The 15297-nt window shown below is 30.5% G+C and carries 18 protein-coding genes; 7 read left to right on the top strand and 11 right to left on the bottom strand.

Going from position 1 to position 15297, the window contains the following annotated elements; genetic code table 11:
* Positions 1 to 293 precede the first annotated feature (293 nt).
* From IGJ02_RS01950 to IGJ02_RS01940, 3 genes are all read right to left on the bottom strand, one after another.
* Positions 294 to 1379 carry a hypothetical protein gene (locus IGJ02_RS01950; protein ID WP_430603068.1) on the bottom strand — a complete coding sequence of 362 codons (1086 nt, stop codon included), beginning with the start codon at positions 1377 to 1379 and terminating at the stop codon, positions 294 to 296.
* Between the two features lie 306 nt (positions 1380 to 1685).
* Positions 1686 to 1928: a helix-turn-helix domain-containing protein gene (locus tag IGJ02_RS01945; protein ID WP_430603067.1), complete on the bottom strand. Its 243-nt coding sequence runs from the start codon at positions 1926 to 1928 to the stop codon at positions 1686 to 1688.
* Positions 1929 to 2014: 86 nt separating this feature from the next.
* A complete protein-coding gene (locus IGJ02_RS01940; RefSeq protein ID WP_430603066.1) occupies positions 2015 to 2257 on the bottom strand; it encodes a helix-turn-helix domain-containing protein in 243 nt (80 codons plus the stop codon).
* Between the two features lie 141 nt (positions 2258 to 2398).
* Here IGJ02_RS01940 and IGJ02_RS01935 point away from each other — a divergent pair, with 141 nt between their 5' ends.
* On the top strand, positions 2399 to 2626 hold the full coding sequence (locus IGJ02_RS01935; protein ID WP_430603065.1) for a hypothetical protein: 228 nt from the start codon (positions 2399 to 2401) through the stop codon (positions 2624 to 2626).
* A gap of 425 nt (positions 2627 to 3051) precedes the next feature.
* Here IGJ02_RS01935 and IGJ02_RS01930 read toward each other — a convergent pair whose 3' ends face one another.
* Positions 3052 to 3687 carry a putative bacteriocin export ABC transporter gene (locus IGJ02_RS01930; RefSeq protein WP_430603064.1) on the bottom strand — a complete coding sequence of 212 codons (636 nt, stop codon included), beginning with the start codon at positions 3685 to 3687 and terminating at the stop codon, positions 3052 to 3054.
* A 14-nt stretch (positions 3688 to 3701) separates the two neighbouring features.
* Complete coding sequence (locus tag IGJ02_RS01925) at positions 3702 to 5750, bottom strand: DUF1430 domain-containing protein (protein ID WP_430603063.1); 2049 nt, start codon at positions 5748 to 5750, stop codon at positions 3702 to 3704.
* Positions 5751 to 5888: 138 nt separating this feature from the next.
* On the opposite strand from IGJ02_RS01925, the gene IGJ02_RS01920 reads away from it, so the two are divergent.
* Positions 5889 to 6359 (top strand): hypothetical protein, encoded by a 471-nt coding sequence (locus tag IGJ02_RS01920; protein WP_430603062.1) that lies wholly within the window; start codon positions 5889 to 5891, stop codon positions 6357 to 6359.
* A 390-nt stretch (positions 6360 to 6749) separates the two neighbouring features.
* On the opposite strand, the gene IGJ02_RS01915 is transcribed toward IGJ02_RS01920, so the two are convergent.
* Complete coding sequence (locus IGJ02_RS01915) at positions 6750 to 7139, bottom strand: hypothetical protein (protein ID WP_430603061.1); 390 nt, start codon at positions 7137 to 7139, stop codon at positions 6750 to 6752.
* Positions 7140 to 8114: 975 nt separating this feature from the next.
* Here IGJ02_RS01915 and IGJ02_RS01910 point away from each other — a divergent pair.
* From IGJ02_RS01910 to IGJ02_RS01895, 4 genes are all read left to right on the top strand, one after another.
* The gene (locus IGJ02_RS01910; RefSeq protein ID WP_430603059.1) at positions 8115 to 8888 is read left to right on the top strand and encodes a helix-turn-helix domain-containing protein; all 774 of its coding nucleotides are present in this window, start codon (positions 8115 to 8117) and stop codon (positions 8886 to 8888) included.
* A gap of 65 nt (positions 8889 to 8953) precedes the next feature.
* Positions 8954 to 9310 carry a VOC family protein gene (locus tag IGJ02_RS01905; protein ID WP_430603058.1) on the top strand — a complete coding sequence of 119 codons (357 nt, stop codon included), beginning with the start codon at positions 8954 to 8956 and terminating at the stop codon, positions 9308 to 9310.
* A gap of 343 nt (positions 9311 to 9653) precedes the next feature.
* Positions 9654 to 9875: a type II toxin-antitoxin system RelB/DinJ family antitoxin gene (locus IGJ02_RS01900; RefSeq protein WP_430603057.1), complete on the top strand. Its 222-nt coding sequence runs from the start codon at positions 9654 to 9656 to the stop codon at positions 9873 to 9875.
* Between the two features lie 22 nt (positions 9876 to 9897).
* A complete protein-coding gene (locus tag IGJ02_RS01895) occupies positions 9898 to 10182 on the top strand; it encodes a type II toxin-antitoxin system YafQ family toxin (protein WP_430603055.1) in 285 nt (94 codons plus the stop codon).
* 77 nt (positions 10183 to 10259) lie between these two features.
* Here IGJ02_RS01895 and IGJ02_RS01890 read toward each other — a convergent pair whose 3' ends face one another.
* Entirely contained in the window at positions 10260 to 10943 is a 684-nt protein-coding gene (locus tag IGJ02_RS01890; protein WP_430603053.1) for a class I SAM-dependent methyltransferase, read from the bottom strand.
* A 383-nt stretch (positions 10944 to 11326) separates the two neighbouring features.
* Here IGJ02_RS01890 and IGJ02_RS01885 point away from each other — a divergent pair, with 383 nt between their 5' ends.
* Complete coding sequence (locus IGJ02_RS01885; RefSeq protein WP_430603051.1) at positions 11327 to 11908, top strand: helix-turn-helix transcriptional regulator; 582 nt, start codon at positions 11327 to 11329, stop codon at positions 11906 to 11908.
* A gap of 440 nt (positions 11909 to 12348) precedes the next feature.
* Here the strand turns inward: IGJ02_RS01885 and IGJ02_RS01880 are convergent, their stop codons facing one another.
* The 4 genes from IGJ02_RS01880 to IGJ02_RS01865 are packed head-to-tail and all read right to left on the bottom strand — an operon-like array spanning position 12349 to position 15177.
* On the bottom strand, positions 12349 to 12597 hold the full coding sequence (locus IGJ02_RS01880) for a PqqD family protein (protein ID WP_430603050.1): 249 nt from the start codon (positions 12595 to 12597) through the stop codon (positions 12349 to 12351).
* Positions 12598 to 12611: 14 nt separating this feature from the next.
* Positions 12612 to 13418, bottom strand: a complete 807-nt coding sequence (locus tag IGJ02_RS01875; protein WP_430603049.1) for an ABC transporter permease — start codon at positions 13416 to 13418, stop codon at positions 12612 to 12614.
* Complete coding sequence (locus tag IGJ02_RS01870; protein ID WP_430603047.1) at positions 13418 to 14395, bottom strand: ABC transporter ATP-binding protein; 978 nt, start codon at positions 14393 to 14395, stop codon at positions 13418 to 13420. Before IGJ02_RS01870 ends, IGJ02_RS01875 begins: the two co-directional genes overlap by 1 nt.
* A gap of 14 nt (positions 14396 to 14409) precedes the next feature.
* Complete coding sequence (locus IGJ02_RS01865) at positions 14410 to 15177, bottom strand: ABC transporter permease (RefSeq protein WP_430603046.1); 768 nt, start codon at positions 15175 to 15177, stop codon at positions 14410 to 14412.
* Between the last annotated feature and the right edge of the window lie 120 nt (positions 15178 to 15297).

Below are 15297 nucleotides of genomic sequence, written 5' to 3'. Positions count from 1 at the left end.
CCCTCTAAAAAAGTGCTTTAGTCCAAACATCTCACTGTCTTTAATTATTTTTGTTTTTCTCAATATCTAAAATACTATCAATGATATCCAGAATCTCGTTTTCTTGTTAAGAGAAAGAAAACTAAATACTTTCATTCTTCTTATTCATCATCTACCTTTACAAAGTGACCATACTAATCCTATACGAATATGGGTTAGAAACCCTATTCTTCTATTATTTCTTATAAGATAAATGAACAAAAAAATACTAAATCCCAAAACCATTGAAAACTTTATTAGCAGTTGTTGATTTTTTATTCTATATTAGTAAACCTGTGATTTCTAGGTAGATGTAAATTAGCTTCTCTACCGATTTCTCCTGCACTCGTATAGCCATTATGGAGCCTGTATCCGTAAGAATGATAACCTAACGATCTTGCGCATTCATCAAATATATTTTGATCAATTGGTATTCCGTTCTGGCAAACATACTCCGTTAATCCTAAGAGATTATACCTCTGTTTTCTTTTATTCACATCAAATAATTGATACAGATATGGATTGATTATAAAATCTTTCCATCCAGTTTCATTATCTATTTCGAAAGCACCTAAGATGTTATGTGGAAAAATCCCGTCCTTAATAATTATTTCAGAATGTATATCATCATACCATTCTGCATCTAACATACCTAAATTTTCAGATAGTTCTCTTGTTAAAATATAATTTTCTTTATCACTTTTACGAATGAATCCCCATATTATATGAGAATAACTATCATTATTCCTATTCTGAGCAAAGTAAAGTGCATTTTTAAACCCCATATTACCATAAGCTGCCGATACAAAAGGACTTCTACATTTGTTTCCCCATCGTTCCCCGATATTATGTGCTAAGTTCAACAAAAACATATAAGCAGAGATAGTATTGTTATTTACAGATCTAAGTAATCTACTCATTTCAATATTTCCAAAATTATTTCTTTTCAGTCTTAAGTTAACTAATTTTAGCAGTTCCTCTACATCATTCATTTCTGGATTGTTATCAAAATATGGATCACTCCCATCAAGTAAAACATTCTCACGATACGCTTTTCCTTTCTCTCCCACAATAAAAAAATCTTGAAAATAATCTACTTTGCTCTTTTCATTTACTATTTCATTATGATTACAATTGAAATTCGGAGAAAATCCTCTGAAAAAAGAAATTACATCTAAGAAATTATTATCATAGTTCCTTCTATCAATTGAAAAAGAATGTTTTAATTGACTATTATACATATTATTTAAAAAAATTCTAATCCGACTTACCAATATAGAATCTATATTTTCAATTTTATTCTCGCCATTTAAATCTAATGTAATTGTTTTCAATGACGTTTGCTGAAGTAATCTGATCATTTATATCCTCCTCTTTAATCAAAAAAATTATCACAATTTATTTGTATTGTGTCTCTATTTAACTTGATTCCTGAACTATTCTAGTTTTTCTAGAATGGTACCCCAGTCATATCATTAAACTCAGTTCCTACTGGATGCTACTATTCGTCAATTAACAAATTGACAAGTATTCCAACTAGATTATAACATCAATTTGTTCTTTTTTTAGTACAAATAATATAGAAATTATAAAAATAACTATTTTCGTAATTTCTATATACAAAAAAAGCTACGATTCATCAAGAATCATAGCTCCGCTGAAAATATTTATTCATCCTCAAATATTGTATTATTCATCTCTGGAAAATCCAACAGTTCAGAAACCGTCATATCAAGTCCTGTAGCTAATTTATGTAAAGTTTTCAACTTAGGATTTTTAGTCTTCCCTTTCATAATGTTATCCACAGTAGACTGCGTTATACCTGATAAAGTCGCAAGTTTATTGATTGATATATTTCTTTCAGAACATAAATTTTTAAGCCGTAATCTAATTACATCCGAATAAGTCATAGTTTTCCTCCAGTAACCTTGTATAGTTAACTTAAGTATAGCGAATGAAAATATACAGCATTAACGTTACAGGGTTATATTTAGTATTACTCATCATCAAAAAGCGTTTCATTCATTTCTGGAAAATCTAACAGTTCAGAAATCGTCATATCTAATCCCATTGCTAATTTATGCAACGTTTTTAGTTTGGGATTTTTAGTATTCCCCTTCATAATGTTATCCAGCGTAGATTGAGTCATCCCTGATAAAGTTGCAAGCTTGTTTATTGAAATTCCTTTTTGTTCACATAATTTCTTAAGTCTAAAAACAATAATTTCTGAATATGTCATATTCTCCTCCGTTAACCTTGTACAGTTAACTGAAGTATATAATATTTCCATATAACGAACTAACCGTACAAGGTTGACAATGAATAATTCTTGTGATAAATTAACCTTATAAGGTTAAAAAATACCATTAGGAGGTTCAACATGGCTCACCCAGTAAAAATAATCACCTATCAAGACCTACATAAACTAAATCATTCAATCCAACAATTAAAGAACTGGCACGAAACATTCAGTTCACTAAAAAACAACACCCAAAATCACTCTATTCCCGATAACCTCTTCTATGAGCATGAGCGAATACTAAAAACATTAGCTCAAGAAACACAAAAACTTAAAAGTAAGCAGAAACTCAAAAACATTTTGATTTAAAATCCTAGCCGCAAAATGGGATTTTAAAGTTCATCAGTATTAGCCCGAACTGATACTGATGAACGATAGATTTAAAAAGATAGAAAGAGCGCTTGTTAATTAGCAGTATGATTCTCAGTCAGAACTCCAGCCAAGCTTTTTCTTCCCAATAGATTCCATAACAAATAAAACTATATATGCATCAGAGCCAGTTAATGAAACAATAAATACGCAAATAACGACACAACTTCAATAATTTAGATAACGTTCTAATTATTGAAGTTGTGTCGTTATTTATTTAAAAACACTCTACGTGAATATAATAAGATCGATTAACTCTGGCACGTAAAAAACTCAGGTTTAATAATAGTTCAAATAAGTAAGCCACAAAAATTGAAACAAATTAAAGCCTGTCCACTAACAAGTAATTTTATGCTCTAGTTAGGTTACAACAGTTCAATATGCCTATTACATCGATTTAAGATATAGCGATCATGGGTAACAATAATCAGCGTTTTTCCTAACTGATGTTCTTGAAATAGTATATCCAATATATTATTTCTATTCTCACTATCTAAAGAACCGGTCGGCTCATCTGCTAAAATAAGTTTGCTTGGTTTCAGTAATACTCTAGCCAATGCAACACGCTGCTTTTCTCCTCCCGATAATTCATAAACCTTCTTATTCAAAGGTATAGATAAACCTACTTTGTCTAACGCACCTTCTTTTAATTTAATTTTCTCTTTGTTGGAAAAATCAGTGTAATGAAGGGCTACCTCTAAATTTTTGCCAATGCTTTGACTTTCTATCAAGGCATAGTTTTGAAATAGGTACGAGATACAATTTCTTTTTAGTAGTAGTGCTTTCTTAGAGTTTATTTTAGGCGCCTTTTCACCAAGTAGTTTTAATTCTCCTTTTTGAAAATCATCTAATAAACCCGCAATATTCAAAATTGTTGATTTGCCTGTGCCACTTTTTCCATAAATAGCAAGTATCTCATTTCTTTTTACTTGCAGATTAAAGTTGCTTAGGATTTGTTTATCACGATAACTTTTATTAATATTTTTGAGTTCTAAGATCATAGCGAATCCTCCTTTTAACTATCTTCAACCTTCTTCACTCTATCAAATTTAATGATTACAATGACACTTGTCACAAATTCAATCATCGACAACAATAAGCAAGTGACAAATGACCCTATCAATCTTTCTGGATATGTTGCCATAAACAATAGGATAAACAACGTATTTTGAATCAGTAATAACAAAAAGAAATTTTTATACGTTTGAAAAAATGAATAGCCGTGTATTCTCAAAATCGTTATGATTTTTTTCTTTTGATTATAATAGGCTATCGCACACTGTATCATAATAAAAATAGTTAGGCTCAAACTAAATAGTGTTTGAAATAGATAAATATAAAACGTTCCGAGTTGTCTTAATAAAATAACTTTATTTACATCAGATAATTTAACGATGCTTACTAAGTTATCATCAAGATATTCTGTATCTATACTATTTTTCAACTGTTTATACATCGATTCAGGAGAACGATTTCCTAACACTATTTTCAATGGGTCAATGCCGCCTAAGCCTTTAATAATAGGAATATCTTCTGGACTTTTTAGAACTTCAATTAATAAAGCACCCGTAAGTTCTCTTTTTTTATTGTTGTATAACGGCAATTTTGTTTTATCAGAGATAACAATAAACGTAATCGTCATATCATAATTGACTTTGTAATAGTCCCTTATTTCTTGCCTTCTATCCTTTAGCTTTTCCGAAATTAAAAAGAGCGTTTCACCGTCTTTAGTCTCTGTCTTTATTTTTTTATCTTGATAATCTACTTTAATATGATTCTTTAAATAACTATTATCAACTTTTATGACCTTATCAAAGAATGAATCTGTTTGTTCATATGACGAAATATCTATGATAAACCCTTTATCTCCAACTATTCTATCTGCGGATTGACTCAAATTTTCGAAAAACACATTCGTATTATATGTTATGTCTTTATTATCTTTACCAATTAATAATGGATAAAAAATACCTACTTTAGAATTTTCAGGAACATTCTGTTGACTAAAAGATGATGCATACCGCCAAGAGTCTTTTAAAAGCTCTGCTAATGGACTCAGACTAGTAATAACTGTAAACAAAAAGAAAATTTTTATTGCATATGCGACATAAAAAAAATCCTTATCATAATTTTTATAATTTAGAGCATTTTTTGCTGACAAAAAAGAAATAGACTTTAACAAGATAAAAATAATCAGGTTCAATATAGCAGTTAACAAGATAAGCATAATTAGTAATTGAATGTTCATTAAAAAGGTTGAAAATATAACTTTAGCAAGTAATAGACAGAGTAACGTTGCCAACATCCAAGCATTGATATCTCTCAATAAATAGTGCCAGGCTATTTCCAGTACGCTATAGCCATTCATCCTTAGTATCTGTATGTCTCGTGTTACTAATAGACTATAGATAAGTAAGCAACATAAAAAAAATAACGCTCCTAACATTAGTAAAGCTTGAATATCTAAAGTAGGGATCAATTCGATTGGAAGTGTCATTGAATCATCAATCAATTCTTCTGCAACTATTGTTAAACCCATTTGATTTTTAAACGTAGATATACTATCAAGTACCATCTCTTGTATCTGCGAGTCAGTTCCCTGTATAAAATAATCGCCATTTACAATATCAGACCTAGTAACATTTTTTATTTTATTGATTTCAGTGAATACATTACTATTAAATAAATGTTCTGTCTTGCCTTTGATTACTTTTGGGTTAAATTTCGATAAAAAAGATGTTTTAGCATTGTCATCAATAAAGTAGGTTACTTTAATAATATCCGATGCTAAATCAATTTCTTCTTGATCTCTTTTTACAGTATATTCTGTCACTCTGTTAATGAAAGACGTTTTATTTTTATTCGCACTAGTCAAGAGTATGTTGAAAGCTAGCTCTGGATTTTTTTCTACTGCTGATTCAGGTAGTTTTATCTTGTATCCATCTATATTATATTGCGAATCCACATGTTTTATATTCTCATTATTATTATTTCCAATTATCAATCCAAGTACCATTGTAAAAAAACAAAAAAGCAACCCAATCTTCAAAATTAACCTTCCCATAAAAAACCACCTTTTAGCATAATTTTACATACAAATAGAATTTTTTATTAAAAACTATTTACACCTCGTAAAATAAATGTTACCATTTTTCGCGTAAAGGTTCAATCCTTTAACAAATAAAAGAACAGGAGTGACTAAATGAAAAAAATTATTTTTTTAACTTTGGGATTTGGTATTACTATCGCAACATCAGCTTTTTCTTTTACTCAAGTTCATGCGAATGAATCTACGGACACATTGAAATCTTTAATACTACCAAGTAATCTAAGTTCAGGCTTTATTGCTACTGATTCAGATGGTACTATCGTAGATTACTCAAACTCTAATTTGTTAACAGCTGAGCAGCCTGCTATTCAAGATCCTTTATCCAGAGCCACAGTTCATATTAATCGAGGAAAGTGGTCTTATAGTGCCAATATTGTTTGGGGAGGAAAACGAGGATATTCCGGCGTACAACATCCACTGCCACATGCTTCAAAATCCAAATTAGGAAGTTCTGTAGGATATGATAAACAAAGAGGAGCCAATGTCTGGTCAAATGCATATTCTTTTGGCAATTTAAACAATACGCATTATGCTTCTTATGATTATGGAATGCACTTAAAATAATTAAAAATATCATTTGGTATATTACGTGTATTAACAAAAGTAAGTCATAGTGATTTTTCTGATAATGGTATGATTATTTATGTTACTACTATTATCCTTTATGTGGCGATAACTGTTATTTTATCCACAATCTATTCAAAGAAGTATCTATATTTTTTAGTTTTGCTAGCAATACTTTGTACTGTTTATCCGTTACTATTAATTTATTTCCTCAACAATTTTAAAATGTAATATACAAACAATCGTATGAACTTATAGTTACGTTCATACGATTGTTTTTTGTAAAATTAATATAGTTTATTCAATTGATTTTTCGACTTATACTAGTTTTTAACAAAGTTTTTCGTTTTACTTTCTTTCTCAGAAAATATATTTTCTTCTACTTCTTCCCTATTTAACATATACTATACTTTCTTCTCTGCTCTCACTGTTAAGTTCATAATGGATTGTTACCTTAGCTTCTTTTTCCTTGAGCTGTGAAAGTTCATTAGTCAAATCCAATTCAGTCTCTTCCTCACTCAAAATATTTGTTGTTATTATTTTAAGGCTGCGAGTCTCATCAATTAACTCCCATTTGTTATCTTTCTTTATTGAAAACTCAGTCTCTGATTCTAAAATCGTAATAATATCTTTGGTCTCATTTTTAATGAACAATTTCATACCTTGAAACTTCAAAACAATTGGTGAAACTTCATCCTTTGAATCTTTAGTATTACTACCAATTTTTGAACAACCTACTACCAACAATAATAATATCCCTATTAAACAAAACTTTTTCATCCGTTCTCCTCCCTTGATAACAAATAAATCATATCACAATAAGTCTTTTTAAAAAAAACTACTTTAAATTTACTCATTTTTTTATGATACTCATATGATACATTTTTGTTTACTATACTATTAAAATCAACAATAATAAGGAGGTTCAACATAGCTCACCAGTAAAAATGATCATCTATCAAGATCTACATAAACTGACACGAAATATTCAGTTCACTAAAAAACAACATCCATAATCACTCTATTCCCGATAGCCTCTTTTATGAGCATGAACGGATACTAAAAACATTAGCTCAAGAAACACATAAACTTAAAAGCAAAGAGAAACTGAAAAATATTTTGATTTAAAATCCTAGCCACAAAATGGGATTTTAAAATTCATCAGTTTAGCCAAACTGATATTGATGAACAATAGATTTAAACACTCTCAGCAACTTACCAAACTATTTTCCCTCTTTTTGAAAACAGCTAAAAAACATAGTATAATGACCAAACACAAGGAGGGGTTATTATGGCATTTCAAATTAAACTAAATGAACAAGAATTATCCATTCAAGGTGTACAATTTCAAACAAAAAAGAATATACCATAATGAAGAACTCTTTAGGTTCAAGTATGTACGAGGGATTCGAGCCAACAAAAGACATGGTTCAGCTTCTAAAAGACATTCATGATGGAAAGAAAAGTAGAAATGATATTCTTACTTTTGTCTTAGGAAATTAACTCATAACTACCCCTTATAATTATATAGATACCGAAAATCTTTACACTTCTCCTAATTCAAAGATTAAAAATATTCCTACTATTGACGATTTAGGAAAGTACCGTTTAACAGAATAGCTGAATTAGCTAAAATCCCTTTACCCCAGTGGTTTCAAGCTTCTATTAGTTTATCGAGTAGGCATGACACCACAAGTTTTGAAACCCCTTATTTATAGGACTTCTCAAAGCTTTTTCTTTAAAGGAGGAACAAAAATGAAAACCAAAATGCCTGAAATTCTTTCTTTCATTTCAGAAGAAGCTGTTAGTAGAAAAATGACCAGTGAGGAAATTGCCGTTCACTTTGGTTATGATAAACATCACTTTAGTCGGAAATTTAAAGAGATAAATGGATTCAGTATTGCTGAATTTCTCTCTAGTTTAAAAGTTGAAAAGGCGATCTTTGAACTTGATGAAGAAAAGCGAATACTCGACCTACAAGAGCGTTCAGGTTTTGAAAGCAGCGGTAGTTTCACGAATACGTTTAAAAAATATACAGGTAGTTCACCTAAAGAGTACAAAACGAAAATGAGTGAACTTTTTGATGATATGAAACGGTTTGAAACGGATGATAAGGATCAGTCGATAGCGCATTTTGAAGAAAAGAGTCAGTCTTTTTGCACCGTAACGATTGAAGTACCGGCTGGATTTGAGCTGGGGATTGTATTTATTGGACTTTTCCGTACACTTATCCCGAATCATCTGCCTATATCTGGATTAGCGACTAAAAATTTAATCGGAAACAAATTGAAAAATATTCCAAATGGAGACTATTATTTATTAGCTTGTGGCATAAGCCGTTCCACTAATGTTCTATCTTACTTTAACTTAGGCAACAGCTTGAGAGGGAAAGAAGATGAACGTCTATCATTTCCAAACTGTTCTGGCAATCATTACACGATTAAACTGAGAGAACCGATACCAGAAGACCCACCCATATTAGTGAATGTGGGGAAACTTTTAATCTCCCGTTTAAAAAACACAATCTAGAATAATATTATTTGATCGTGAAATGATAAACTAGTCGTAAGTTGATGGAATGGAGGAAATTAGTTATGGGCTTAAATGTAAAGAGTATCACTGTAGGTCTACCAGTAAGTAATTTAGAGGAAGCTGCAAGTTGGTATGAAAAACTTCTTATGAGTGAGGAAAAACTTATACCTGTTGAAGGCGTTATTGAGTATCCAATTGGTTCGGTTTGGATTCAACTTTTTGAAGAAAAAATCAATGTTTCAGAGAACGTTTTACGTTTAGAAGTGGAAGATTTAGACACAGAATTTGAACGTTTAAAAACACTTGGCGTAATCGTTGACGAGGCGATAGAGGATGTACCAGGTATCATTCGATACGTTGATTTCTCTGATCCTGATGGCAATAAGTTATCGTTCTATTGGTTATACGCTCAAGAATAGATATAAATAGTGCTTATATAATGAATATAACGCTAAAACGACGGATAGATGATTCGTCGTTTTTTTATTTTAGAAATAATGCTTAAGTGGCGTAAAATATAACCTTGACTTGTTTCTCTAGGTTATATGAAATACGTTCATTTTTTATCACTGTCATTTTTACCTTTTCTCTATACTTAACTGTTAATCCATTTGATGGGTAGCGTATCATTATTCGTTTTACTTGGTTGATAACTACCTATATTCACTAAAAAAGTTAATACACATCCACTCGCAACGAAACACAACGCTTTACAACGTATATACAAAATGATATGATCATTACAAGGAAGGGGATGAGAATATGGCACAGTTAAACTTACGAATAGACGATGAGTTAAAGGAAGAATCTGCTAAGTTTTTTAATGAAATTGGCATGGATCTCTCTACAGGAATCAAAATTTATTTAACTAAGGTTGTTAAGGAACAAGCGATTCCATTCACACTTTCTCTAGGTCAAGATGATCTATCTCAAGCACTGAAAGAAATTGAAAGTGGTAATTACAAGACGTTTAATAATAAATAAGAGCTAATGAAAGAGTTAAACAATGAAGATTAAAACAGCTCCCACATTTGAACGGAACTACAAAGCTTTAAAGAAAAAACATTATGATATGAATAAATTCGAAGTGGTTCTTGACTTGTTACTTAGTCAAGATGCTGAACAACTGGTGCATAAATATAAAGACCACGCCTTAAAAGGAAATAAAAAAGGATTACGAGAATTGCATATTGAAAATGATTGGTTACTTGTTTATAGAATTGATAATGACTGTTTAGAATTATGGTTACTTGCAACAGGTTCTCAGAAATACTTAAGCAGTACCTTTTGAGTTTCCAAAGGGTACTGTTTTTATCTATTAAGACCAAGAAAAATCAGTTATAGTAATACTTTAATCCCTATAACTCTCTACCGCTTTTTCACAAGTACACACCACGTAGTGTATCTAAATGGATTAAATGACCAAAATTCCTCAGCTTTCTCAATATAATTCACGACTTGCTCCGCAAGAATGATCATTTCCCACTTATCATCAGGAAAAAGCTGCTTGATTCCGTCTTCGTCAAAATAATGGTGAGGAACGCCTTCTTCTATTCCCACCTCTAATACAAATGTATCTTTTTCGATTTCTTCTCCCTTGCCATATAAATCAGCTTTTGTCGATTTGATCGTCCCTAAAAAATAGCCATCTGTTATAAGCGAATCGTAAATGCAATCAATCGCTTCAATTATTTTATCTAAAGTATTATGCTGAAGCACCGCCCAACTAAAAACACCATGCAAGAACTCTTTCTTGCTCCACGGATAGTTTTCCATCGAGGTCAAGGCTTCAACATAGTCAATGTGATTCTCTTCTAATTTTTTCGTTGTCAGTTCTATTGCTTTACTAGAATTATCGCTAATAAAAACCTCACAGCCCATTTTCCCCATCACCACACTGTGACGTCCTCCACCGCAACCTAGATCCCAAACCCGTTGCTCTTGCTGATTTGGAAATTCTTTTGCTAAGAGTTCTATGAATTTAGCGGCTTCAGGTTCAGGTGCTAATTCTATGTTTTTTTGATCATAAAATAGTGTATTCCAATCTGCCATATTCTTCCCCTTTTTCTTTAGATTTCCATTTGCTATGTACTATAAGCATATCATATTAGCTACTCGTACTTGCCTCAAATTCTTTATTTTAGCTGTAATTAATTGACAACCTGTGCCATAATTATTTTTATGTGGTATTTCGTCTATCTAATAAAAGGCTCAACTGACGATCTAATTCTCTGCTATCCTAAAAAATAAACAGACGATATTTCTATTTTAGATACTATTTTCCTTACTTGGATCATAGTCTCAAAAAAACACTTATATCAACGTTTCTATCGATGTAAACACCTGTATACACCCATATTTCTACTAAAGTATACTCTAATAGACAGACAAAATATCCCCTTCTATATTATCTTAGACTCAAAGGAGACAGCAAAATGAACTTTAATAAGCAATTAAAACTTTATCGTGAAAGAGATGGTTACTCTCAAGAAGAACTTGCAGAAAAAATCTATGTCACACGGCAAACAATTTCTAAATGGGAGAACGATCATACTTATCCTGATATTCATAATTTGATTGCATTAAGCACTCTTTTTGATGTCACTTTAGATGAATTAGTCAAAGGAGATGTAGCAATTATGAAAAACAATCAACACATCGAAGCGGAAAAAATGAATCGACTCTCTTGGGTTATGATTGTATTTATTGTCCTAACAGTTCTATCTATTGGTCCTGTTATGTTACTTTGGGATTGGTACGGATTGGGTATTTCTTTTGTTCTTTGGGGAATTTCTATGATTGCAGCTTTAAAAATCGAGAAAATCAAAAAGGAAAGAGATGTTCAAACCTATAGTGAAATTGTTGCTTTTATAGATGGAGAAGATCTTGAAGCCGCCAGAGCCAAACGAGACAAAAAAAGGGATCGCTGGAATAAAACAAAAATCGTTTTGAGCTTTTCATTAGCAGCTGGCGTACTTGCTGCGATTAGTTCGCTTCTATGGGTTTGGCTTTCATGAGAATATTTAGAAAAGCTACATTCCCACTCTATAGTTCAATTCAATTTATTATACTAAATCAATAAATTTCACATTGATTCGTTAACAATATTTTAATTTTTGCACTGATCTAAACATAACAGGAAGCAATGGAAAAATCATTGATTAATGTTTTTCTCCGTTGCTTCTTCAGCTATCATTTATTCTAGACACTTAATTCCTTTTTCTATTTCATTTCTAGTTTTTCTAAACATATTCATAATCTCTTCTTCTGTTCCGTCACTTCGGCCAGCTCCTAAAAACCCCATTGCATGTGCTGAAAAGGTTGAGGAATGACAAGACAACTATCTAAAGCATCGCCACACAATGTCACGACTTTATCAGAAGTATTTAGAAATACCATATCAATGAATTCTGATTTTTTTGAGTTAAATCCAATATAATCAAGATTAGTATCTGTATCACCCAAAAATAATTTGTTGATTTAATAATAATATTTCATATTCTTTAACATCTTCTAAAATATGTTCATAAGGGATACTATAAAATTTTGATAACTTTTCTGATATTTGTTCTGTTGAATTTTTTCCATTACATAAATCAAATATTCTTGCACCAACCTCATTTACTTCAAAAACTTGATACCCATCCGTAATAACATACTTATCTTCAATCTTCAGTAAATTTTTCGACAAATTTCTTTTGTACATCAAAATCACTCCTTTTAATATAATTGTAGATTACCAGTGTTCATATTTTGCCTTTCAGCCTTCCTCATTAAAATAAAAGTTATAATGAAGGTACTCGCTAATGAAAGGAACAGCCCAAAATAATTCATAAAAGTAGTTTTTTCTCCTAGAAGCACAGTTTGAACTAGTTTAGTACAATGGGTAGCAGGAAAAACGATAGAAATAGCTTTAAACACAAATGGAAAAGTATTGACTGGTACCATTGAACCAGAAAAAAAACGCATAGGTTCGTCACAAACAGTAAATACAAATGTAGAATCTCTGCTGATTAAAAAGAAAACATTGATAAAGCCACCCCAAATCATAGAACAAAAAGTGATTAACACAAGCAATAATAATATCTTAAAGATAACTATTGCTGTGATTTCCATTGTTAAAACAATAATAATTGAGAAAATAATTAAAAGGCCTAGTGAACTATATAAACATCCAAACGCTTTTGCATACATTAACAACAGTCGATTCACAGGGGATAGAAATACAAATTCTATAGTGCCATTTTGTCGCTCTTCTAAAATTTCAAACGCACTCTGAACTGAAACCCAAAAACAATTATAAACTAAAGTTCCTGATGTTATAAAAATAATAAAATCTTTTTTTGAATTTATATTAAAGTTATGAAGTACAGATAAATCAAACGATTCATAAATATAATAAATAGAAAGAAAAGATAGTAACGGCCAGATTATTAATGACATAAAACTAGCTAGGTTCCTATTGTAATTACGATATTGTTTTTTTATTTCTGCTAATAAAATTCTTCTAGGATAATTTATATCCATTAATTTTGATTCCTTTCAATTGCACTAAAAATTGCATCTTCTAAAGATGCTTCTTTTAGCGCCATATTACTTAAGTTTATTTTAAACTTTTGAGATAGCTCTATCAGTTCATTAGTAATATATTTAGAATTTGCAATAACAGTGACTGACTTATTCTCATCAGAAGATACTATCTCACTCACTGATTTCAGATTTTTTATTTCCTCCAAAAAATCGGCAGAAAAATTATCACCACTAATTGTTACCTTTGAATGAATCAGAAACATTTGCTTTATTTCTTGTGATGTTCCTTGAAAATATAACGAACCCTCTTTCAAAAAATAAATATAATCACACAATTCTTCTACTTCACTTATATAGTGACTCGTTAATAGTATGCCTTTGTTCTCAACGGATGCAAGCCTTTTGATATATTTCCGAAATTCTTTTGCAATTACAACATCTAAACCCAGTGTAGGCTCATCAAGAAATAAGTAAGAAGGATCATTTATTAAGCCTCTTGCTATTTGAAGACGTTGTTTCATTCCTTTGGAATATTTTTCAACAGGTATATTTTTCACGTCTACTAAATCAACAACTTCTAGAATTTTTTTTATTCTATTTTTTAGTTCAGAAGATTTTAATCCATATAAACTTCCAAAATATTCAAGATTTTCTTCGGCCGTAAGCCGCCAATAAAGATTTCTCTCACCACCAGATATAAGATTAATTTTTTCTTTAGCTTCTAAAGGATTTTTAATTGCATCAATGTTATCAATACTAATTTCTCCTTTTGTTGGACTCAGCATAGTTGTTAACATTTTAATTGTTGTTGTTTTTCCTGCACCATTAATTCCTAATAAACCAACTATTTTACCTGGTTCTACCTTAAGTGAAAGGTTATTTACAGCATTTTTTTCATTTATATCTCTATTTTTAAAAAAGCTGATTTTCGATTTTAATGCAAATGTTTTATATAAATTATTAGCTATTAACATAAAATTCTCCATTCTTATGAAAAAACATCTTCTATAATTTTTTTTTCAAGTTTTTTATACCAAGCAAATCCCAATGCAAAATATATACTCCCTAGAACAATCATAACCACTATCAATAACCAATTTTGTATTAGAGAACTATTCAAAACTAAAACATTTCTGAACAATTTTGTGGAGTATGTTAGAGGTAACAGATAACTCAGGAATTGAACAGGCTGCGGTAAAAATTCTATTGGAAAAGAAACTCCACATATAATAGACATAATAAAAAAAAGAGTATTTTGAGTTATAAAAGTATCCCTAGTAAAAACCATTAGTGATGCTAACATCATAGCCATAGAGAAACTTGCAATTGATGTAATGCATGTTAACACCATGATTATGACAAGAATATAAGGCGTAACTAAATTTATACCTAAAAATAGTAATATGACTATAACAAATAAAACTTCAAGAAAGGTTCGAGAAATTTGTTCTGTGTAAACACCTAAGAAGTACCCTATCCGTGAAGCAGGTGACAAAACAAATACATCAATAGTTCCCTCTCTAATCTCTGAAATTATACATCTTCCTACATTAAGTAAAGTTGAAAAACTAATAATATTAGCTAGATGCCCCAATGAAATATATATTATATAATCAGAAGTTTTAGAATACGTTGTAAATTGTGTGGATAAATGTTCAAAAAACACATATTTGTATATAAAAATAGGAATAAATATACCAATAATAGAATTGAATAGTTTCTGTAAAAAAAATGATTTTGGAAAGGCTCGCTTCATAGTTACTCTATTCTTTTTGTATGTTGCTAGGAGTACAGATATCATATTTTATTTTTTATATTTATTTAGGAACAATAAATATATCCTCCTTTCTTTTCAATTATTATTCTATAACTCTCT

This window comes from Enterococcus sp. DIV0724b, from assembly GCF_050531475.1.
Lineage (GTDB): Bacteria > Bacillota > Bacilli > Lactobacillales > Enterococcaceae > Enterococcus_L > Enterococcus_L haemoperoxidus.
The sequence above is the reverse complement of the archived record's forward strand: the minus strand, read 5'-3'. Positions and strand labels throughout refer to the sequence as shown.